The organism is Paenibacillus sp. NPDC056722 (genome assembly GCF_042790635.1).
Taxonomy (GTDB): Bacteria; Bacillota; Bacilli; order Paenibacillales; family Paenibacillaceae; genus Paenibacillus_AQ; species Paenibacillus_AQ agri.
In genome coordinates this window covers 122,728-144,694 of the sequence record NZ_JBHTYV010000001.1, presented here as the reverse complement: position 1 = coordinate 144,694, position 21,967 = coordinate 122,728, and the positions used below count along the sequence as shown (strand labels likewise).

General features: G+C 45.3%; 19 protein-coding genes. 16 read left to right on the top strand and 3 right to left on the bottom strand.

The window, feature by feature from the left end:
- The first annotated feature begins 33 nt into the window (after positions 1-33).
- The 9 genes from ACFRAM_RS00710 (at position 34) to bioC (ending at position 9,336) form a co-directional block, all read left to right on the top strand.
- Complete coding sequence (locus tag ACFRAM_RS00710) at positions 34-1,011, top strand: ABC transporter substrate-binding protein (RefSeq protein ID WP_379464034.1); 978 nt, start codon at positions 34-36, stop codon at positions 1,009-1,011.
- Positions 1,011-2,042: an NAD(P)/FAD-dependent oxidoreductase gene (locus tag ACFRAM_RS00705; protein ID WP_379464032.1), complete on the top strand. Its 1,032-nt coding sequence runs from the start codon at positions 1,011-1,013 to the stop codon at positions 2,040-2,042. The genes ACFRAM_RS00710 and ACFRAM_RS00705 overlap by 1 nt, the downstream gene beginning before the upstream one ends.
- A 235-nt stretch (positions 2,043-2,277) precedes the next feature.
- Entirely contained in the window at positions 2,278-3,138 is an 861-nt protein-coding gene (locus ACFRAM_RS00700) for an ergot alkaloid biosynthesis protein (RefSeq protein ID WP_379464030.1), read from the top strand.
- 286 nt (positions 3,139-3,424) lie between these two features.
- Complete coding sequence (bioA, locus tag ACFRAM_RS00695) at positions 3,425-4,756, top strand: adenosylmethionine--8-amino-7-oxononanoate transaminase (protein WP_379464724.1); 1,332 nt, start codon at positions 3,425-3,427, stop codon at positions 4,754-4,756.
- Positions 4,753-5,499: a dethiobiotin synthase gene (gene bioD, locus ACFRAM_RS00690; protein WP_379464028.1), complete on the top strand. Its 747-nt coding sequence runs from the start codon at positions 4,753-4,755 to the stop codon at positions 5,497-5,499. Before bioA ends, bioD begins: the two co-directional genes overlap by 4 nt.
- Before the next feature lie 5 nt (positions 5,500-5,504).
- On the top strand, positions 5,505-6,503 hold the full coding sequence (gene bioB / locus ACFRAM_RS00685) for a biotin synthase BioB (RefSeq protein ID WP_379464026.1): 999 nt from the start codon (positions 5,505-5,507) through the stop codon (positions 6,501-6,503).
- Between the two features lie 13 nt (positions 6,504-6,516).
- The gene (gene bioF / locus ACFRAM_RS00680; protein WP_379464024.1) at positions 6,517-7,695 is read left to right on the top strand and encodes an 8-amino-7-oxononanoate synthase; all 1,179 of its coding nucleotides are present in this window, start codon (positions 6,517-6,519) and stop codon (positions 7,693-7,695) included.
- Entirely contained in the window at positions 7,692-8,489 is a 798-nt protein-coding gene (locus ACFRAM_RS00675) for an alpha/beta fold hydrolase (protein ID WP_379464022.1), read from the top strand. Before bioF ends, ACFRAM_RS00675 begins: the two co-directional genes overlap by 4 nt.
- Positions 8,470-9,336, top strand: a complete 867-nt coding sequence (bioC, locus tag ACFRAM_RS00670) for a malonyl-ACP O-methyltransferase BioC (RefSeq protein WP_379464020.1) — start codon at positions 8,470-8,472, stop codon at positions 9,334-9,336. The genes ACFRAM_RS00675 and bioC overlap by 20 nt, the downstream gene beginning before the upstream one ends.
- A gap of 330 nt (positions 9,337-9,666) precedes the next feature.
- Here bioC and ACFRAM_RS00665 read toward each other — a convergent pair whose 3' ends face one another.
- Complete coding sequence (locus ACFRAM_RS00665) at positions 9,667-10,665, bottom strand: beta-ketoacyl-ACP synthase III (RefSeq protein WP_175370181.1); 999 nt, start codon at positions 10,663-10,665, stop codon at positions 9,667-9,669.
- A gap of 228 nt (positions 10,666-10,893) precedes the next feature.
- Between ACFRAM_RS00665 and ACFRAM_RS00660 the strand changes: the two genes are divergently transcribed.
- The 5 genes from ACFRAM_RS00660 to ACFRAM_RS00640 are packed head-to-tail and all read left to right on the top strand — an operon-like array spanning position 10,894 to position 16,966.
- Positions 10,894-11,460, top strand: coding sequence for a TetR/AcrR family transcriptional regulator (locus tag ACFRAM_RS00660; RefSeq protein ID WP_312876290.1), 567 nt, complete (start codon positions 10,894-10,896; stop codon positions 11,458-11,460).
- Between the two features lie 25 nt (positions 11,461-11,485).
- A complete protein-coding gene (locus ACFRAM_RS00655; protein ID WP_379464018.1) occupies positions 11,486-14,236 on the top strand; it encodes a PEP/pyruvate-binding domain-containing protein in 2,751 nt (916 codons plus the stop codon).
- Between the two features lie 5 nt (positions 14,237-14,241).
- The gene (locus ACFRAM_RS00650) at positions 14,242-15,045 is read left to right on the top strand and encodes an efflux RND transporter periplasmic adaptor subunit (RefSeq protein ID WP_175370179.1); all 804 of its coding nucleotides are present in this window, start codon (positions 14,242-14,244) and stop codon (positions 15,043-15,045) included.
- 9 nt (positions 15,046-15,054) lie between these two features.
- Positions 15,055-15,825, top strand: a complete 771-nt coding sequence (locus tag ACFRAM_RS00645) for an ABC transporter ATP-binding protein (protein ID WP_175370178.1) — start codon at positions 15,055-15,057, stop codon at positions 15,823-15,825.
- Positions 15,818-16,966 (top strand): ABC transporter permease, encoded by a 1,149-nt coding sequence (locus tag ACFRAM_RS00640; protein WP_379464015.1) that lies wholly within the window; start codon positions 15,818-15,820, stop codon positions 16,964-16,966. Before ACFRAM_RS00645 ends, ACFRAM_RS00640 begins: the two co-directional genes overlap by 8 nt.
- Before the next feature lie 91 nt (positions 16,967-17,057).
- On the opposite strand, the gene ACFRAM_RS00635 is transcribed toward ACFRAM_RS00640, so the two are convergent.
- Positions 17,058-18,338, bottom strand: a complete 1,281-nt coding sequence (locus ACFRAM_RS00635; protein WP_379464013.1) for an APC family permease — start codon at positions 18,336-18,338, stop codon at positions 17,058-17,060.
- Positions 18,339-18,465: 127 nt separating this feature from the next.
- On the opposite strand from ACFRAM_RS00635, the gene ACFRAM_RS00630 reads away from it, so the two are divergent.
- Positions 18,466-19,434, top strand: a complete 969-nt coding sequence (locus ACFRAM_RS00630) for a LysR family transcriptional regulator (RefSeq protein WP_379464011.1) — start codon at positions 18,466-18,468, stop codon at positions 19,432-19,434.
- An 87-nt stretch (positions 19,435-19,521) separates the two neighbouring features.
- Positions 19,522-20,382 carry a tyrosine-type recombinase/integrase gene (locus ACFRAM_RS00625; protein ID WP_379464723.1) on the top strand — a complete coding sequence of 287 codons (861 nt, stop codon included), beginning with the start codon at positions 19,522-19,524 and terminating at the stop codon, positions 20,380-20,382.
- Positions 20,383-21,003: 621 nt separating this feature from the next.
- Here the strand turns inward: ACFRAM_RS00625 and ACFRAM_RS00620 are convergent.
- On the bottom strand, positions 21,004-21,927 hold the full coding sequence (locus ACFRAM_RS00620; RefSeq protein WP_066361404.1) for an L-lactate dehydrogenase: 924 nt from the start codon (positions 21,925-21,927) through the stop codon (positions 21,004-21,006).
- Positions 21,928-21,967 lie beyond the last annotated feature (40 nt).

Here is a 21,967-nt window from a genome sequence, read left to right as displayed (position 1 = left end):
ATTATTATCAATAAATAAAGGGGCGAGTACATAATGGCAGGAAGATTGTCCAAGTTGCTTGGAACAGCGCTAATGGTTGTTGTTTTAGCTGCATGTTCCAACGAATCCAGTAAGAAAGAAGAGGTGTCTGCGGAAACGCCGGCAAATCATAGCGAAACAAGGGTTGTAACTGATATTTTTGGTGAGGTGACGATTCCGGCCCATCCCAAGAACCTGCTTGTCACAAGCTCAAGCTATGCAGAGGATCTAATTGAGATGGGTATAACTCCACAGTTAGCCGTAGTTGTTCCTGAGATTGAGCCTGATTACCGAACCCCCTATTTAGAAAAACACGGGGTAAAAACGATCTCGCAAGCGCAATATGAATATAACTTTGAGCAGTTGCTGAGCTTATCACCGGATATGATTCTTACGTCAGGGGAAGGTATGGAAACCAAAGTGTATGATGAGTTGTCAAAAATTGCACCCACCGTTGCTATAAAGGCAGGTGTCGGGGTACATGAGGCCATGAAAGAGCTGGGAGTGCTTTTCGATAAAGAAGCCGAAGTAGACAAAGTATTAACCGCTTTAGACCAGAAAGCGAGTGAGGCTAAAGATAAAATTCATCAAGCGATTGGCGATAAAACGGTACTTGTACTTCGAGTTGAGCCTACCCGGTACCGCTATTTAGGGCCAAAGGCGGATGATGATGTCAGTAGATTTTTTTATCAGACGCTTGGGCTGAAAAGTCCCGAAGTCACTAAGGATTCAGACGTATGGTTCACACAGTTTTCATTAGAAATTTTACCGGAAATCAAACCGGATTATATTTTCCTAGAAACAAGAAGTATGGTGGACTACGATAGCACACAATCCTTAGGGGAATTAGAAGACAATCCTCTGTGGAAAGGCCTGAGTGCAGTTAAAAATAATCAAGTATTCCCATTGCGCACCAATGATTATATTCAAGCTAAGGGTCCGATCGGAACAGGTATGTTAATTGACTATATTGTAGAAAAGCTGGTGCCTTAATGAGTACACACGAAATGGATGTATATGATGTTACGATTATCGGCGGTGGTCCGGCAGGAATGTATGCGACTTTCTACAGCGGGATGAGAGCCATGCGTACCAAAATTATCGAAGCCAAAACGGAATTGGGCGGCTTTATGCGGACCTATCCCGAGAAGCTGGTGTGGGATGTTGGCGGAGTCGATCCGATACCTTGTGAACAATTAATAGATTCTTTAGAAAGACAAGCCAGAACCTTTGACCCAACGATTATTTTTGGCCAAGAAATTGCTCATCTGGAACGACTTGCTGATAATACTCTTGTAATCACAGCTAAATCGGGGGAACGTCATTATTCTCGTACACTAATATTATGTGCTGGTCGGGGCATGACTCAAGTTCAAAAGCTGGATGTTGAAGGTGCGAACCGTTATGAATTAACGAATCTTCACTATACGATTACGGATTTGTCGAGATTTAAAGATAAGCGTGTTCTTATTTCGGGCGGAGGGGATTCTGCCGTTGACTGGGCCAACGAGATTGCAAAATGGACTAAGCATGTCACCGTTGCCCACAGACGGGATCAATTCACGGCACACGAACTCCCTGTTGCAGAAATGAAGGCCAGTGCGACGGTGATGACACCCTATAGTATTTCTCGCTTACATGGAGTAGGGGATAAAATAGAAAAGGTTGCTCTCGAACATGCAGAGACTGGTGCAATTGAACACCTTGATGTCGATGAAGTGGTAGTGAGTCATGGGTTTGATCGTGATTTTGGCGAATTATTGAATTGGGGCTTAGCCAAGGAAGATTACGGGATGACTGTAGATCCGCGGATGCGAACCAGCATCCCGGGGATATTCGGGGCCGGTGATTGTATCACTTACGGCAGCAAGGTCCGCTTGATTGCAGGTGCCTTTAATGATGCGGTCTTAGCGGTGAACAGCGCAAAACTATACATGGAACCGACAGCCTCAGATATGGCTGGTGTTTCGTCTCATAACGCCCGTTTCTTTGAGAAGAATAAGACTATTCTCCAAAACTATTAAAAAGATAACACAGCAATTGTAAGAGATACGTCTCATGCAATTGCTGTGTTTTTGTTAATTTGATATCCTTTCTTGACTGATCGATCCGAAATGAGTATGATAATGATGTGATCAAAGGAGGAGAGCTTCATTATTATTTTATTTATTTTAGACTGAATAGTCTGATGAGTGATTTTGCGTTTATATTTTTTGAACATATCGGACTAAATGGTCTGAAAAAGGAGATGCATTCTAGATGAAAAATCAGCGAAAAATCCTCATAACAGGCGGAAGAGGGAAGACAGGTACAAGAATTGCAGAGCGACTGGAACAACAGGGATATTCTTATACGACTACTCTTAGAAACGCTCAGTTGATTACAAACCCGGAAAATGAAGTCCATTTCGACTGGTACGACAGTTCCACATTTCTCCCGGTATTGAAAGATATAGAACGCGTTTATTTGGTTGCACCAATAGGCGACCCTGAACCTATTAAAGTCATGAAACCATTTATTGAGTTGGCACTGGAAAAGGGCGTTCGTCGATTTGTGCTACTTAGCAGTGCATCCATTTCAGAGAACGGACCCGTCTTTGGTCCGGTTCATCAATTGTTGAAGGAGCTGGCTCCGGAGTGGACAGTTCTCAGACCATCCTATTTCATGCAGAATTTCACCGAAGGTCAGCACACAGCGACCATTTCGAATCAGGATCTGATTATAAGCGCTGCAGGACAAGGGAAGATTGGTTTTGTTACCGCGGAAGATATCGCCGAAGTTGCGGTAAGAGCACTTATTGATGGTCATGCCCATAATACGGAGCATGTGATTACCGGACCGGATTCTCTCTCATATGATGAGGTCAGTCAAATCATAAGCCATGTAACGGGAAGAATTATAAAGCATACATCTATCGAAGATCATGAACTCACCCGTAGCTGGTTAGCGTTAGGACTAGGCAAAGAGTATGCGGCGTTCATGACCGAACTTGACCGCAGAATTCGTGAGGAGGGGACAGAGGATTTAACCACCGATTCGGTATTAAAGGTCACCGGCAAAGCGCCTGTATCTTTTATGGATTTTGCCAAAAAACATGCCAGCGTTTGGACGAGGGAATGAATTTGAATAAATAATAAAAGTCGCTAATTTAGCGGCTTTTTTCTTTGTTTTCATATCTGAGGTGATGTTTTCACCTGAGTCTTTAAGGTACCACGTTTCCGCGTTCTCCCTTAGTTTTCGTGATGTCAATCTTCAAACTTACAATTTTAATTTTCTTTACAGGGGCGTTTCTGTCTGCTAGAATTACCAAATCCGATTGTGAACCTATATAATTAATTTGGTTTACAATTAAATAAACAACGGATGGTGATAATCTTTGATAACGGATTACGAACGTCTTGCTGCTATGAACAAGGATCACTTATGGCATCCCTTTACGCAAATGAAAGATTACGATAACTCTGATCCACTCATTATTGAACGCGGCGAAGGCATCATGCTCTATGACGTCCAAGGACGTGCTTATTATGACGGTTTCTCATCCGTTTGGCTCAACGTACATGGACATAACGTGCCGGAGCTAAATCAGGCAATCACGGAACAATTGGGGCGAGTCGCTCATTCTACCCTTCTCGGCATGGCCAATGTACCAGCAATCGAGCTTGCAGAAAAGTTGGTGGAGATCACTCCGGAAGGATTAAACAAAGTGTTTTACTCAGATTCAGGCGCAACCGGTGTCGAGATCGCGATCAAAATGGCTTTTCAATACTGGCATAACAAGGGAGTACGGGGTAAAACGAAGTTTATCACGATGAATCAGGCGTACCACGGAGATACAGTTGGAGCAGTGAGTGTCGGGGCGATCCCTCTGTACCATGATGTGTTTCGCCCGATGCTGTTTCCTTCCCACGTCATTCCATATCCCTACGCTTATCGTCATGAGGGCGGTGAGACGAAGGCAATGGAAGATACACTGACCGCACTGCGTCATTTGCTCGAGACTCGGGCGGATGAGATTGCGGCGCTCATCGTGGAGCCGATCGTGCAAGGAGCTAGTGGAATCATAGTCATGCCACCAGGCTGTTTAAGCCAAATGGCTAATCTGTGCCGGAAGTATGGCGTGCTGCTCATCGCTGACGAAGTGGCGACTGGTTTCGGCCGGACAGGGGCTATGTTCGCTTGTGATCTCGAAGATATTTCACCTGATTTGCTGGTGATCGGGAAAGGGTTGACTGGTGGTTATTTGCCTGTGGCAGCGACGCTTGCGACTGACGAAGTGTACGAAGCATTTTATGCTGATTACCAAGAGCAGAAAACGTTTTTCCACGGTCATTCCTTCACTGGGAACCCACTCGGCTGTGCCGTTGCTTTGGCCAGTTTGAAACTGTTTGAAGAGCGCAATATGATCGAGGAAGTGAGAACAAAGGCATCATTTGTTGAACAAAAGCTGGCAGCACTCAAGGATTATCCGCACGTCGGAGAAATCCGGCAAAAGGGACTAATGATCGGAATCGAGCTCGTACGCGATAAAAGATCACGTGAGCCGTACGATTGGGCAGAGCGAGTTGGCGTTCGGACAAGCTTGCGGGCCAGAGAACTCGGAATGTTAACAAGACCGCTCGGCAATGTTATCGTCTTCATCCCTCCGCTTGCCAGTAGTGAGGCTGAACTTGGTGCCATGATAGATATTTTGGCGGAATCCATATCTCAAGTCACTGAAGGTGGTCCGGTTACATGAACAAAGCGAACAATGAAACGCTACGTGGATTATTTGTGACAGGTACAGACACCGGCATCGGGAAGACGGTTATAACAGCTGCCATTACCGCTACGCTCCGAGCCGAAGGGTTGAATGCCGGTGTTTGGAAACCGATTCAGTCGGGTGCATCTCTTGGAAGCGGACTTACCGATGCTGAACGGCTGCTGAAAAGCACGGGAATTAATGAACGGCCCGAAGCAGTCGCACCCTTTACCTTTGAAGCTCCACTTACACCAATGCTCGCCGCCAGACAAGCTGGGGTAGATCTTACGTTACAGGAGATTATCGCCGCAGGTCTACCGCTGACTAGACGTTTCGAGGCATTACTCATCGAAGGCGCAGGAGGCGTCGCTGTCCCGCTAACCGATGACGCTCTCATAGTGGACTTAATCTCGGAGCTTCGGGTGCCTGCATTAATTGTCGCCCGTTCTGGCCTAGGAACAATTAATCATACACTTCTGACTGCTTCATTTCTTCGGGATCGTGGGGTTCCAATTGTTGGCGTCATATTGAATGACGGGGAGTCAACGGAACCCCATGATGATCCAAGTGTGGCTACAAATGCACAACTCATTGAACAATACAGCGGTCTAAAGGTTCTCGGTCGCTTTCCCCGTTTAACCGATGAAGCAACATCAGAGACGTTGATACATAAAGTACGCAGAACCATACAACTCGCGCCTATCAAAGAGGCAATTGCAGTTCAGACCATAGGAGGATGATTGATATGAATACAATAGCAGCGGAGATGGATTGGCTAGCGCTTGCCCAAAAAGCATTGAACGGAGATTGTTTAACGTTAGAGGAAGGGCTTGCTGTGCTGGACGCCGACAATGATGAGGTGTTATTGGTCATGCAGGCTGCGTTTAAGGTGAGAAAACATTTTTACGGTAAAAAAGTGAAGCTGAACATGATCATCAACGCCAAAAGCGGCCTTTGCCCTGAGGACTGTGGCTACTGCTCGCAATCGATTGTTTCGACAGCCCCGGTTAAAAAATACACCTTGCTTGATAAAGACACGTTGGTTTCAGGCGCACGTGAAGCGCTGGCACGCAAAGCTGGAACCTATTGTATTGTAGCGTCCGGGAAAGGCCCGACAGACAAGGAGTTGGATCAAGTGGTGGATGCGGTTAGAGAAATCCGTAACACAATGCCACTGAAAATTTGCGCATGTCTGGGGATTCTCAAGGACGATCAAGCCGAACGTCTTGCTGAAGCTGGCGTACATCGCTACAACCACAATTTAAACACGAGTAAGGCGAACTACCCCTCCATCACGACGACCCATACCTATGATCAACGTGTTGAAACTGTGGAGAAGGTAAAGACTCACGGTATGTCTCCCTGCTCTGGTGTAATTATCGGCATGGGAGAGACCAATCAAGAAATTGTTGAAATGGCATATGCGCTCCGCGAATTGGATGCGGATTCGATTCCTATCAATTTCTTGAACGCGATACCAGGAACACCTCTGGAACATGCGGGCCGCACACCGTCAATGAAAGCGTTGAAGGTACTGGCGCTATTTCGTTTCATTTGTCCTTCTAAAGAAATCCGCGTGGCAGGCGGCCGAGAAGTCAACCTCCGTACGCTGCAGCCCTTATCTCTGTTCACCGCAAACTCACTCTTTGTAGGTGATTATTTAACGACAGCAGGCCAAGAAGTTACGGCTGATCATCAAATCATTGAGGATTTGGGCTTTGAGATTGAATTAAATGCCCTTTAAGGCGGTGTCAACCATGTACTGGATGGAAAAAGAACTTAAGTTATTGGCTGATGCTTCGTTGGAGCGCTCCTTGCACATAAGTAACCCAGTATCCGGATCTCCTGGTTATACGCTGCGCGGAGAGCAAGTGCTACTCAACCTGTCCTCCAATGACTATCTTGGACTCTCCCAGCATCCTGCCATACTTGAAGTGATGCGGGAGGCACTGCTCACGGAAGGAGCTGGCTCAGGTGCTTCACGCCATGTGACAGGTAACCGGGCGTCTTATAGTCGTTTGGAAGAAGCGCTGGCCGATTGGCAAAACTGCGAAGCAGCACTGGTTTTTGCTAATGGATATATGGCGAATTCAGGTGTTATTAGTGCACTAGTAGGCCGGGGTGATGTTGTTTTTAGCGATCAGTTGAACCATGCAAGCATTGTGGACGGCATTGTATTGAGCCGAGCGGAGCATGCCCGGTACCGTCATAATAATATGGAGCATTTGCGCACGCTATTGGACAAGTATCGTGATAAACGGCGGAAGCTGATCGTTACAGATGCTGTTTTCTCCATGGATGGCGATCAGGCGCCATTGCGTGAACTTGCTGCGCTCAAACGCGAGTACGGAGCAATGCTAATGGTGGATGAGGCACATAGCGGGGGGATCTACGGAGGGCGCGGCGAGGGGTTAAGCCATGAACTTGGGTTGCAGGATGATGTGGATATACACATGGGAACATTCAGCAAATCCTTCGGTGTCTATGGTGCTTATATTTGTGGCAGCCGCATGGTAATTCGCTGGCTTGTGAACAAGGCTAGACCACTCATCTATTCAACTGCGTTGCCTCCTTCTATCGTAGCTGGTATTACAAAAGCATTAGTTTTGGTACAAGAGGAACACTGGCGTCGAGAAAGGCTTTGTGCGGCAAGCAGGTTATTTCGGTCCTTGCTTTGTGACGCCGGGTTTAACATCGGTGCCGGCGACTCTCCAATTGTACCTTTAATCGTCGGCAATAACGATCTGGCTTTACGCTTCAGCAGAGCTCTAGAAGAAGAGGGGATTCTAGCGGTTGCTATTCGTCCACCTACTGTGCCTGATGGCACAGCGCGCATTCGTTTTTCCTTGTCAGCCGTTCACAGTGATAAGGAGCTGACCCATGCAGCCGTACGCATCCACAACGTCAGTCTTCGACTAGGGGTGTTGAGGTCATGATTGGTTTGGATGATATTTCAATGGAGGCTCAGCCAAAGACAAGTGGCACTATATTATGGTTGTGCGGATGGGGGATGCCGGATACGGTTTTCGATCGGACTCGTGAGTTACTTCCGGATTTCCATCATGTCTCTGTAGATTACAGTGATGCTGATTCTCCAGAGGAAATGCTACTCCTGACTGAAATAGCAGTGAAAAATTTTCTGTATTCAGATGGAGATGCTTCTAGGACAAGGGATTTCCACGGTCCGCTGTTGATCGGAGGATGGTCTCTCGGAGGTTTACTGGCACTACGACTATCGATCAAAGGGTTCGCTGATGGCCTTGTGTTGTTCGGGGCAACTGCTCGATTTACTAGATCGAAAGAGGAGTCTGATCTCGGTTGGGCGGATATATATGTTAGGAAGATGATTGCAGGGCTTGCACAGAACCGACAAGATGTTGAAGCAAAATTCCGGCAGCTCATATTTACGGAGGCGGAATGGGAGGCCGATCTTGGCGCAAGCCTTCCCCCAATCGGTAGCTGGACAACCTCAGCGCTAATCGCAGGTCTTCAAATCTTGCGAAGCGAGGAATGCCTGTCTCAACTGAAGAGCATCACTTGTCCGGTATTTCTTGTGCACGGGGCGGAGGATCGTATTTGTCCTTACGGCGCTGCATCGGAGCTGATGGCCCAGTTACCAAAAGCAAAGTTACTCACGATACCTGCCAGCGGGCATGCCCCGTTCTTGGGGAGGGAAGGCCAAATAGCTAATGAACTAAGGAGATGGTGGCATGAGCAGCAGGATAAGTGATATTCGCCGTCAATTTAACCGTAATGCAAATTCGTATGACACTCACGCTCATGTTCAGCGTTTGATGTCAGATCGACTTGCAAAATCTTTTTTAGGGATGAAGAACAAAAGTAACATCTTCGGGCCCAACATTCTTGAGATCGGCTGCGGCACGGGGACGCTGACCGAGATTCTAGTATCTGAATGGCCCAGTGCGAATATTACTGCCCTTGATATTGCGCCCGCGATGATCAAATTAGCTGAACAACGTGTCCTATCAGATGAAGCGAACTTTAATGGCATCAGAAAAAAAACTTCAGACCGTGTACGCTTTCTTCATGCTGATGTTGAAATGTGGGCGTTAGATGCTAAGGCAGCCTCGTTTGATCTCATCGTTTCCAACGCCTGCTTTCAATGGCTGAGCAATCCCAGACAAACACTTGGTCACCTTCGGCGGATGCTTCGTCCTGGAAGTTCGCTGATATTCACGACATTCGGGCCAGACACATTCTGCGAGATGCATGAAGCTTTTAATGAAGCTTATCGAGCCAATGGATTGGAACCGCAGCGGCACGGGCTGAGGTTTCTATCAACCGGTGAATGGAACAGCATACTTAAGGAATCAGGATTTTCAAGTATCCAATTGGAACGCTCGATTCAAACGGAAAAGTATGCTTCAGCAAGAGACTTTCTTCACTCGGTAAAATCGATGGGAGCCAGCACTTCTGAGGCTGTTAATGTGCGTGGTCTTAGTTCGAGGCGGCTGTTCGCCAGTATGTATAAGGAATACGAGGAGAAGTTCAGCATAGAGGGAGGTGTGGCAGCGAGTTATGATCTTCTATTGATCCAAGCATCGGAGGAGGGGTAGATAAGCTCTATAACTAATAATAGTAGCCCAATCACGGCAGCGGGGTCTGGAACATTGTATTTCATGTTCCAGACCCCGCTGCTTTTTTTTAGAGCTTTTGATCCCTTTTTAAGAGCATTCATAAGATTTCTCATACTGAAGTCTGCAATCGGTAGAGGTTCTTGTCCTCCAACAGGATGTAGTTATTTGAGGATAAATAAGGGCAAAAAGGCTCTAAAATAACTGCGTATAACACAAATTATACGCTGTTTTAGTTTAAATCGATTAAATATCAATAAGAAGGGCAAGTGTAGGTGCAAAAATGAAGGGAATTACGGCTAAAATGAGCGACTAATAGACCAAAACCACGGCTCCGAGAGAAAGGCCAGCAGAAGTACCCATCAGCAATAATCTTTCTCCTCTTTGAACTCGTTTTTGTTTGATGCACTCATGCAGGGCCATAGGGATTGAGGCTGCAATTACATTGCCGTGTGTGGAAATGATATTCATAAATTTCTCTTCTTTATAATTTAGCTTCTGTCTCATGATCCGCATGGCCAAGCCACTAGCTTGATGTGGTATAACCATATGTATGTCTTGCTTGCTGATAGACGTCTGATCGAAAAGTCGCTTCATGAAGTTATGAATGACTTTGGAGGAAAGTTTAAAGACGGCTCGACCATTCATATTAAATAAATAATCATCCAAATTATCTCCATTATATTCTGTTGATGGAATACGGGTTCCGCCTCCGCGAATCTCGGTATAAGAGGCGCCCTCTACATAGGTTTCAGTTAATGAGGTTAAGAGTTCAGAAGATTCATGCTCTTCGCTTCGACTTATGATAGCTGCTGCTGCTCCATCGCCAAAGAGAATGCAGCTTTCTTTTTGTTTCCAGTTTAATCCTGGCGATGCAATTTCACTGGATACAATCAGCACATTTTTATACTTCCTCTCATGTACGAGAAATGAAACTACGTCCAGCGCAGTTACGAAGCTTAAGCATGTTGAATTAATGTCAAAGCAGGGGATATTGGAATTGCCCATGTCGAGTTTAATTTTGATGAGTGCAGCTGTGCAAGGGATAGGTTGTTCATAAGTGCCGCTTGCAGATACAATGCAGTCTATATCCTCCAGTTCCAAACCGGCATCCTTAATCGCTTCTCTGGCGGCATTTGCACCCATTTCCGATGTGGATTCAGTATCCACGTAATGACGATAAGCTACGCCTGACTTTTGTTCTGTCCAGCCTTCAGGTAAACCTAACTTGCGATCAATCTCTTCTGAAAGTACTTTTCTTTTAGGTAAATATTTTCCGGTACCCATGATTTTGATCTTTCTACTATTCATTTTTTACCTCCCGATAATAATTAATAGAATAATATGTAATTTCATGGTGTAAATTGGATTAAATTTAACACAGAATAAAATAATTGTAAATATATATTAAATAAAAACAATAAATACCTTTTTGATATTGACAATAGCACAAAATGGAAATAAAATAACAATAAATCATCCCGACCGATCGGGCGGTCGGTCGGTCGATTACAAGTTTAACCTAAGGAGTGAGAACCCATAGATAACTCTTTTGCTAAAATACTAGAAGTATCCAATATGCTTTTTAAAAGTAAGGGTTATAAAGGAACTTCGGTAAGAGAGATTGCTGAACATTCCGGATTGGCGAAAGCGACAATCTATCACTACTTTCCAGACAAAGAAGCTATTGTGCAACAGCTGTTGGTAGAAACTATCTTTAAATTTCACGAAGTTGCACAATCTATAAGCGAAATAGCCGATCCTAGAGCGAGACTAACTGTCGGCGCTGAAATAACCATTTCTTTTTTGTATGAGTCATCTTCAGTAATACAGTTGGTGCGGCAGGAATTACCGGCACTTTGGAATAAGAATAAGCCGGAATTACTACCAATCTATGAACGCTACCTATCACTCTTATCTCAAGCAATTGATCAGGGAATAGAAGAAGGTATATTTAGAGCAATAAACTCACAAGAGGCTGCAATAGTTCTGCTAAACCTTATACAAGGAACATATGCCTCGATTCGATTAGTTGGACTTGGTGAGAAACAAACGTATAGTACGGCGGGAATCCTGGATATTTTTTTCAATGGAATTGTAAAGTGATCTAACGTGGAAAGCGGGGAGCATTTTGAAATACATTAAATTTTTAGATATGATCGATGATGAAGCGTTAAGTCTGGTTGGTGGGAAAGCTGCCAATCTTGGACGTTTGATTAAAGGTGATTTTCAGGTCCCTCCTGGCTTTTGTATTACAACTGATGCCTATTGGCATTTTTTGAAGAGCAATGAGTTGGCTCAGAAAATCAACGACGCACTAACAGTAAATGAAACTGTGCTTTTTAACACGCAGTCTTCTGAAGCGAAGATTAGAGCCTTTTTTGATGCTGGAGAGATTCCTCTTGAGATCATTAAAGAAGTTGAGCAGGCTTACGAGCTGCTAAATCAGCAGACGGATGCTGGAGATTGTTGTCCGGTTGCGGTGCGATCTTCTGCAACATCTGAAGACCTTCCGAATATGTCTTTTGCCGGGCAACAAGATACCTTTTTACATGTGACGGGGATCGATTCCTTGCTTTCTAATGTTGTTCAATGTTGGAGCAGTCTATGGACAGCAAGAGCGATAGATTATCGCAATAGAAATGCTGTTGTTCATGAAGACCAGGCTTTGGCGGTAGTTGTACAACAGATGATTCCAAGCAGGGTTTCAGGAGTGCTCTTTACAGCAAATCCATTGACGGGAAAAAGAACGGAAATTGTGATCGATGCCACATGGGGCTTAGGAGAGTCCTTAGTTTCAGGACAGGTAGACCCGGATCATTTTGTAGTAGACGTATCCTCTAGAGAAATTGTATCAACGTATTTGGGTGAGAAAGGATTAATTATTCGTGGCAAACCAGAAGGAGGCATTGAAGAGGTTGAAGAAGTAGAGGGTTCATCTGTACCAACACTTAACGACTCTGAAATCATGGAATTAGTCATGGTAGGAGAGCGGATTCAAGATTACTTCAAACATCCTCAGGATGTAGAGTGGGCTCTAAATGATCAGGGTGTCTTTTATATCGTTCAGTCTCGTTCAATAACTTCTTTGTTTCCAATCCCGCAAACCTACCACAAGGAACACTCGAAAGAGGAGGAGAAGTCACTCCAGATTTGGTTCTCCTTTGCTTCCTGGCAAGGGGTTATGACTCCCTTTACTCCAATGGGGCAAAGTATTTTATCAGATATCATCGGAAATATATCCGGATATTTAGGATTTAGAGAGCTAACTTTGAAACAGCGAGCCTTTTATACAGCAGCAGAACGTTTTTATGTAAATATTACCCCACTCGTGCGTGACACCTTGGGACGCAGAATTATATTGACGATCATGTCTTCCTTAGACCCGACAATTCATTCAATACTAAATAGGATTACTCGAGAAGGAGACCCGTGGCTGAACTCTTCCTTACAAGCCATAAAGCTTCTGTTAAGGCCGCGTTTTCTGTGGAAACTAGGGCAAATGTGGATAGAAACAGCTAGAAATTTAATTTTTGTCAAAACCGCGCCTGATAAATTACAGAGACATATTGAGTCAGCATTAACCAATATTGCCAAACGAGATCAAGATACGCCAATCGATCTATTACGGCAAGTCAAAGAGTATTCAGCAGCTCTGCCTGAACTCTTATTTCGCCATTTGCTACCTGGGACTCTGTCTGGACATCTTCCAATGCAATTGCTCCTTAGACTTACTTCGACACTGCCTCGGGGGATGCAAATTTCTTTGGATCTTACGCGAAGTCTGCCCAATAACATTACTTCGGAAATGGATTTTCAATTATGGAATATTGCTTTAGCTGTGAAGGAGGATCAAGAAAGTTACAAATGTATCCGTCTCTTGACTGATTCTGAACTTTCAAATCGATATTTGGATAATCGACTACCAAATAAGGTGCAGAGGCTACTGATGGATTTTTTTCAAAATTATGGAATGCGGGGAATTGCAGAAATTGATATTGGACGAAAAAGATGGACAGAGGATCCAACACATGTATTTCATGTATTAAAAAGTTATCTAGAGGTCAAGGATAATCAGTCTTCTCCTGTTGAACTCTATCAAATGGGTGTGATGAAGGCGGCAGAAGCAGAGCGTGAATTGGAGTCATCATTCAAAAAAGGTTTGTCCGGGAGTCTGAAAAGACGGTTGGCTCTGATATCCTCGAAGCGCCTGCGTTTGTTGGGGGGGTTGCGTGAAACACCGAAGTTTGCAATTATTTGTTTTTTGGATAAGATTCGCAGTAATTTAATGTGTATTGGAACAGTGTTGACCAAGAAAGATCTGCTTGCAGCCGTAGATGATATTTTTTATTTGCATATTGATGAAGTGGAGCAATTAATCGTAAATGAAGACGAGAACTCCGAAGCAACAAATAAATGGAAAAACCTAATTGAGGATCGAAAAGAAAGATACTTGCAAGAGAACCGGCGGAAACGAATTCCGCGTTTACTGCTTAGTGACGGTACTGCTTTTTACGATGAGCAACTTGGAAGTGGAGAGGTTTCACAGAAGTTGTCTGGCAATCCCGTCTCACCTGGTATAGTGAAGGGAAGGGTGTGTGTGATGCATGATCCTAAAGAAGTTCAGCTAACACCTGGAGATATACTCGTTTGTCCTGCGACAGATCCTGCGTGGACACCTCTATTCCTCATAGCAGGCGGATTGATAATGGAGGTCGGTGGGATGATGACTCATGGTTCTGTCGTTGCGCGTGAATATGGAATACCGGCAATTGTAGGAGCTATAAATGCAACTAGTCGATTGCAGACGGGGCAAATGATAAGAATGGACGGGATGAGCGGGGAAATTGAAATACTATCTGATAATGATGATGGGAGGTAGGCACAATGATCAAGAGAGGCAGGAAGATGATGATTACTTCTATACTGAATGCTCGGTTAGCGAAAATTTTTATTACAGCAACCTTCATTTTCTATGCATTGCTAGTATCTGGCTGTTCTACTGAGTCTAAACTTAGATTAAGTGGTAATGTGGAGGGTGATAATTATACGGTCAGAAGTGAAGTGAGTGGAACGCTTACCGAGGTGTTAAAAAAAGAAGGTGACTCGATTCAAAAGGGAGAATCGCTATTCGTACTCGATTCCTCCATGCAGCAGTTAATAGTAAACCAACAGGAAGCGATTGTTCGTGGTAAAAAAGAGAAATTGAAAGAGGCCCAAAATGATAATGACGGGTCCGCAAGTGAAATCGCCCAACTAACTGCAGACGTCGATGCTGCAACCGCTCAATTGGATCAAGCAAATCTTCTGCTTCAGAAACATAGGATTATTGCAACCGTAACAGGCGTGTATACAAATAGATTCGTTCAAATCGGAGATATAATCAGTGTTGGAACAGCAGTTGCTATCTTAGCAGGTCCCGAAGAAAGAAAAGTAAGCTTCTATATCCCACAAGCATATCTAGATCGCATTCAATTGAATCAAAAAGTAGATTTGGAAATTAAGGGACGAAATGATGATAAACTACAAGGGACTATCACATTCATAGCGGAAGAAGCTGATTTTTCATCTGAGAACATTAAAAATTCAAATAACAACGATTATTCATCATTTAAATTTATAGTTCAGGTCGATAAGGGACAAAATTTAAAACCTGGAATGACTGCTGATGCAATTATTCCTTTGGAATAGGGGGAAGTTATGGAATATGCTATTGAAGTGGAAGGTTTAAGCAAACATTTCGGAAGTTATGCTGCGGTGGATAACATTAGCTTTTCAGTTCCAAAGAACAAAATCTTTGGTTTTCTGGGCCCCAATGGGTCTGGGAAGTCGACTACAATTCGTATGTTGTGTGGTGTTCTGCTCCCTACGGCTGGAAACTTGCGGGTTCTCGGAAAAGATGTAAAAACAAATACTGATTTTGTTCGTCAGAATTTAGGGTATATGTCACAGAAGTTTAGTTTGTACGAAGATTTGAGTGTGGAGAAGAATCTGGATTTTTATGCCGGGATCTATGGATTGAATAAGTCTGCCCGTGAAGTGAGGAAAAGGGAACTGCTAAGCATGGCCAAACTTGAAGGAAGAGAGAAACAGATTGCAGGGCACCTTTCAGGGGGATGGAAGCAGCGGCTGGCACTGGGGTGTGCAATGATTCATCGACCACAGCTAATGATACTTGATGAACCAACTGCAGGTGTTGACCCTATTTCTCGCAGAGAGTTCTGGGGGATCATTCGAGAACTTGCAGATCAAGGGACTTCATTTTTGATTACTACTCATTATATGGATGAAGCAGAACGCTGTGATTTAATAGGATTCATCTATAACGGGAAAATTATAGGTGACGTAGTCTCTCCCATCCATCTTTTAGAACAAGAACGTGCTAAGGGAATAGAGGATGTATTTGTTCGCTATGTTGACAGAATGAACAAGGAGGAAAGTTCTCCGGGGATAGGAGGCTATAATGCGTAATCGCTTCAGCTTCCAGAGATTTTGGTCTATTGTGAAAAAAGAGTTTTTTCAGATTATAAGAGATCCGGTCAGTATAAAGGTCCCTATTGTAATCCCCATTGTTTGGATTGTTTTATTCGGGTACTCTGTACAAAACAATGTCGATCATATTGCCCTAGCTGTTTTTGATCAGAGTAAAACACAGGAGAGTCGTGAGTTGGTTAGTCTCTTCTCTAATTCAGGATCATTCACTGTCGCTAAAGATGTGGCTTCAATATCTGAGCTGTCTGATTTACTTGATGCTGGTAAAGTACGGTCTGGAATAGTGATTCCCCCTAATTTTCAGAAGGCGTTACAGTCAGGAGAGGCTGCCAAGGTGAAATTCCTGGTTGATGGAACAGATCCAACCATCGCGGGTACGGCTCTTAATAGTGCATCTCTAGTCTGGAAAGATTACATTGCAGATATAACCGGGCAACGTATGAATCTTCTTGGAATTGGAGAGAGCTCTGGATTTAATTCGTTGGTATTGGCTACTGATATTAAATATAATCCTACGATGGAAAACTCCGTATTCAGTATTCCAGGATTAATTGCTTTGATTGTACAAAACATCACCATTATGTTGTCTGCGTTCACGCTAGTCCGAGAGCGGGAGAAAGGTACCATCGAACAATTAATGGTGACTCCTGTAAAAGCAAGTGAGCTGATTTTTGGCAAACTAATACCTTACATTGTAATTGGTTATATTGGTTTTTTATTTTCGCTAATTATCTGTATCTTGCTGTTTGGAGTACACATTTCCGGTAGTTTTCCGCTATTTCTAGGGTTGGGTTTTCTTTTTGTGCTATGCACATTATCTATAGGCATTCTTATTTCAACAATCGCTAAAACTCAAGTGCAAGCCATGAATTACACCTCATTAATATTGTTGCCTAGCGTTTTATTGTCTGGTTTTATTTTTCCGAGGGAAGCAATGCCTGTAGTTATTGATACACTAAGCTATTTAATTCCTCTAACATATTTTATTGAAATAACCCGAGGGATAATGGTAAAGGGTGTGGGTATTGAGTTTTTAATTACGCAGGTAACGGTCTTATGTATTTTTACTTTGGCAATGTTATCGATTGCTTGTATGAGATTTAAAAAAACATTGGACTAATCCGGAAAAAATATTTGTAAAATTAATAAGCTCCCCATACGGTGGTCAGGCGAAGGACAAAAGCCTGGTACTGTATGGGGAGCTTTTTGATCTAATTAATATTTGCTGAATTATTGAGCTCATCACTACTTTTCTTACGGTAAACCACCCAGACAAACAATAGTGAAATGATCAAGGGGTAACCAATCGCCCAGCCCGTAAACGGGAAGACAGCCAGTGTCGCCACTAAAGAAATCCAACTGATTGTTACGCCTAACCGATTGCCGCGCAAAAGACGAATTCCGGCTGCGCAGCCGCCAATATAGGTCAGGATAAACGTTGCGTTCGGAAATTGGATTAGCGTCGTAATGGAGAGCAGGCCGCTTCCATATAGTACGAAGACAATCACAAAGCATCCCAACAGAAAGCCGATAGCTCCAGTGGGTGTGTTATATCGTGCCGACAGAGTTCCCATCCACTTGGGCGCATAACCTTGTCGTGCTAAGGCGAAAGCAACCCGGGAGGCTGCACTGGAATAGGCTATAATAGTCGCCGTGCAGATGAACATGCCGGTAAGTCCGGCAATGAATCCGCCCCAGCGGCCGAGCGGCTGGCTGATGATCCAGACGAGCGATGCGTCAGAGCCGCCTTGAAGGTAGCTTTGGGTGCCCACTGTCGCTAATGCCGACAGGAAATACAGAATGCCCACGATAATCGCAGCAATCGCGACCCCTTTTACAGCGGCACGCTGCGGGTCCTTGAATTCCTCGGAGAGATGGGAGACCGCCTCCCAGCCAATAAAGCACCAGAATAGGATGGCTGCGGCCTGCCCGACACTCATCCAGCCATGTGGCACGAAAGGCGTAAAATGAACACTCTCCATTCGGGGCAGCGCCGCGGCGAAAGAGAATACAAGCACGGCCACGATGGCGATGACGACGGCCACCTGGATTTTACCGGCTAACTGCATGCCGATCCAGTTGGTGATTAGTCCAATGGCTAACATGCCAGCGGCCAGAGCGATTCTAACATTGTTGTCCCAGCCCATGGCGGCAGTCATATAACCCGCTCCGGTCAAGGACGCGACAGGGCCGCCAATCGGGACGGACATTAGGAAGAACCAGCCCACCAGCGCGCCTGCCTTTGGTCCGAAGGCCAAGGTGACAAAGTGGGATACACCCCCGGCATTGGGGAACTTGGCGGAGAGTAGCCCCATGGATAGTGCCATTGGTAGGATCAGGAGTGTCATGAATCCCCAGGCCAGCAGGGAGGCGGGACCCGCCATCTCCGCAGCTAGTCCGGGGACAATTAGGACACCAGAACCAAGTACGGCTCCTATATATAGTGCGATTGCTTGTGGCATGCCAATATGACGTTGTAACGTTTGCTTCATTAATATTGATCCTGCTTTCCTTGTGTTTTGTTATAGAGTATCAGATAATAAACCCATTGGAAAAACAGAATTATCGAATCTTATCCATCTGAAAAACCGATGGTTGAATTCATAGACAGGAGGCCACATGGAATCGCGTCATTTATTTACCTTTTTGGTTGTGGTGGAGACCGGTAGTTTTACCCGTGCGGCGCAGAAGCTGGATTACGCACAATCTAGTATTACCGCACAGATTCAGGCGCTGGAAGGGGAACTGGGTCAGCCCTTATTTGACCGAATCAGCAAAAAAATCATCCTGACCGATGCGGGACGCCGTCTGCTACCGTATGCCCAGGAAATCTCCAAAATGCATGCCATGGCTCAGGATGCGCTACGCGCTGGCAGTGAGATCACAGGCACCTTGCGGATCGGTGCGCCGGAATCGCTGGCGGCTTTTCGACTACCGGGGATTATCCGGGAATTCCGTGGCCGCTATCCGCAGGTCCAGATTATTCTCAAGCCGGGAGCTTGCTGGGAACTGACCGACTTCTTACGTTCTGGAGAGTTGGATATAGCCTTCCTACTGCAGCCTGAGACTGAGTATAAAGATCTGTACGTTGAGACTTTGATTCATGAAGAGATGGCGCTTATTGCTCCGCTGGATCACCCGCTGGTGTTCCTTGAAGAAGTAGAGCCACTCCACTTGAAAGATGAAACTATTCTTCATACGGAGACGGGGTGTACCTACCGGACTTTGTTCGAACATTATTTGAACAGCCATGGCGTTTTTCCTGATCCCAATCTGGAGTTCTGGAGCATCGAGGCGATCAAGAAGTGTGTAATGGCTGGACTGGGTTTATCATTTGTACCGCTGGTGACCGTGCGAAGCGAGCTTGCTGAAGGAAAAATGGCCAAGTTGAACTGGAATGATGAATCTCAGCGTGTAGCTACTCAAATTGCTTATCATCATAAAAAGTGGAAATCACCAGCGCTGGCTGAATTTCTATTGATGGTTCAGAAGCATGGGATAGAGTGGAATAACGCGATAGCAGACGTGCAGGACACATCCTCTAGGAAGAAAGACTACTTTCGCGCGGGGCAATCTATGGTACAATAGATTGTCGAAATCACAGAGAGGGGCTGCATAGGTGTGGACGACTTGAATGAAGAATACGAAGAAGAATTGCATGCCTTCCTCATCTGGATGAAGGATGCCGGATACACCCCATATACGCAGAAATCCTATCTTGCAGATGTGAGGGAGTTTCTCGGCAGTCTGAACGGCAAAAGACTAGATATGGTCAAGAAGCTGCATGTCGTCTCCTTCCTGACCTCAGTCCGCGAACGCGGGGTCAGTGATGCCACCCGTAACCGTAAGCATGCTTCGGTGAATTGCTTTTTCAAGGCGCTGATCGAACTGGAGCTGCATAGAGACAATCCCGCAGCAGGCATCAAGAAATCCAAAACAGAAAAAAACCGGGAGCCCGTTTACCTTGATGAAGGCGATCTGCAGCGCTTTATGTCTTCCATAGAAGGCAAGTACAGACATCGCAACCTGGCCATCTTTTTGCTGATGTCCTATATGGGTCTACGGGTAGGGGAAGTCCATACGCTGAATATGGGAGACTATAATGTAGAAAGACGTTCGCTTAGAGTGTTCGGAAAAGGGCGGAAGTGGCGGAATATTCCGGTTCCGGAAGACATTGCGCCTTTTTTGGATCAGGCTTTGTCCGAGCGGCTTGCGCCTTGGCGCAACAAAGAGGAAGCCATGTTCATCTCGCAAAAGGGACGACGGCTCTCTATCCGGGCTATTCAGCAGATCGCTACTGACACATTCGACCGTTTTCAGGAAGAGATTCCGGCATCCCAGCGGCGACCGTATTCCAGTCACAAGCTGCGTCACTCCTTCGCAACTATGTTACTTCGTAAAGGGGCAGACTTGCGGACGCTTCAGGAGCTGCTGGGCCATTCGTCGATCCAGACGACAACGGTGTATACGCATATTACGAGCCGGGAGAAGGAAGAAGCCATGGCAAAACTGCAAATCTCGCTACCGCAGCGGTAGTCGTTTGCTTTTCCCATAATTACATAATAATTATTATGTTAACCATATGGTTGAACGGGGATCCTTTGCAATCTGGCTATGGAAACTCATTTGGGGGATGCCTTGGAATCAGACTCATTCTAGAATCTACAGAGATTGAAGCTCACGCATGGGCGCTAACGGACCGTATCGTCGTTATTTGCAGATGAAGCCGCTCCTAGAACATGTAGTGGACACAGGAGACGCTATTTTCTCCCGAACAGTGGATTTTGAATAGCATTTCTGCTCATAAGGGCACTGGAGTCCGTTAGCTTCCTAATTGCTTGAATCAATAGGCAATAAGGTCTCTGGTGTCCGTTACTTGGCAACGAGCGCTCGCTATATGAAATCGATCGAGTAGATCTCTATAGGCCTGAAGAGAGCATGGGTGAGTAGTGAAAGAGGATTGAAAGAGGAATGGTAGATTCATTAGTCATTCCAAGTACGATACTTTGAAGCTTTCTCCAAATATGTTCTGAACTATGTGGAGACCAAGCGCTTGCTGGATAAAAATGGTCGGGGGATGACGACGGCACCAGGGAAGAATAGAGGAGTAACAAAAAGCCGCCAGTCAAAAGACTGGCAGCAGCTTGTACAAGAAGCTTATAATTCAAGCTTCGCGATTTCGGACTTGAGCTTCTCAGCGGATTTTTGGAAGAGGGCTTGTTCTTCTTCGTTTAATGGAAGATCAAGAACCTCGCGCACGCCGGAACGGTCAACAATACAAGGAGCACCAAGGAATACATCCGAGACTCCATTGTAATTATTGAGCAGTGTCGAGACGTTCAGGACCGCACCTTCATTATGAAGGATCGAAACGACAATCCGGTCGAGTGCCAGGGCAATCGCATAGGATGTGGACCCTTTGGCGTCGATGATTTCGTAGGCTGCGTTCTTGGTATCCTCAAAAATCTCCTTGCGCTCTTCTTCGTCAAAGCCAAGCTCGATCCCGGCCACATTCGCGAGACTCCATACTGGAAGCTCGGAGTCGCCATGCTCTCCAATGATCTGCCCGTGGATGCTGCGCGGATCAATCTCCTTGTGGCGTCCGATCAGATAACGGAATCTTGCGCTATCAAGTACAGTGCCCGAGCCGATAACGCGTCTACGGTCAAAGCCGCTTATTTTCAATGTCGCATAGGACAAAATATCAACCGGGTTCGTAGCAATCAGCAAAATAGCATGTTGATTGTATTTGGTTATTTTCTGAATGATGTCTTTGAAAATTGAAATGTTCTTTCTTAGCAGGTCAATCCGAGTCTCACCCGGTTTTTGGGAGGCGCCGGCGGTCACAATAATAATATCCGCATCACGGCAATCTTCATAAGTACCTGCCCATAGTTTCACGCCGCCGACAAAGGGCATGCCGTGATTCATATCAAGCGCTTCACCGAGCGCTTTCTGATGATTAACGTCGATCAATACCAGTTCTTGCATCCGTCTGCGCAACAACAAAGTATAGGCGGTTGTCGTTCCGACGGCGCCTGTACCGATTACGACTACGCGGTTGGGCTTTGGGGGGGCCATTGTTCCATCTCCTCCGAATTGCGAATTTTTTGTGTCCAAT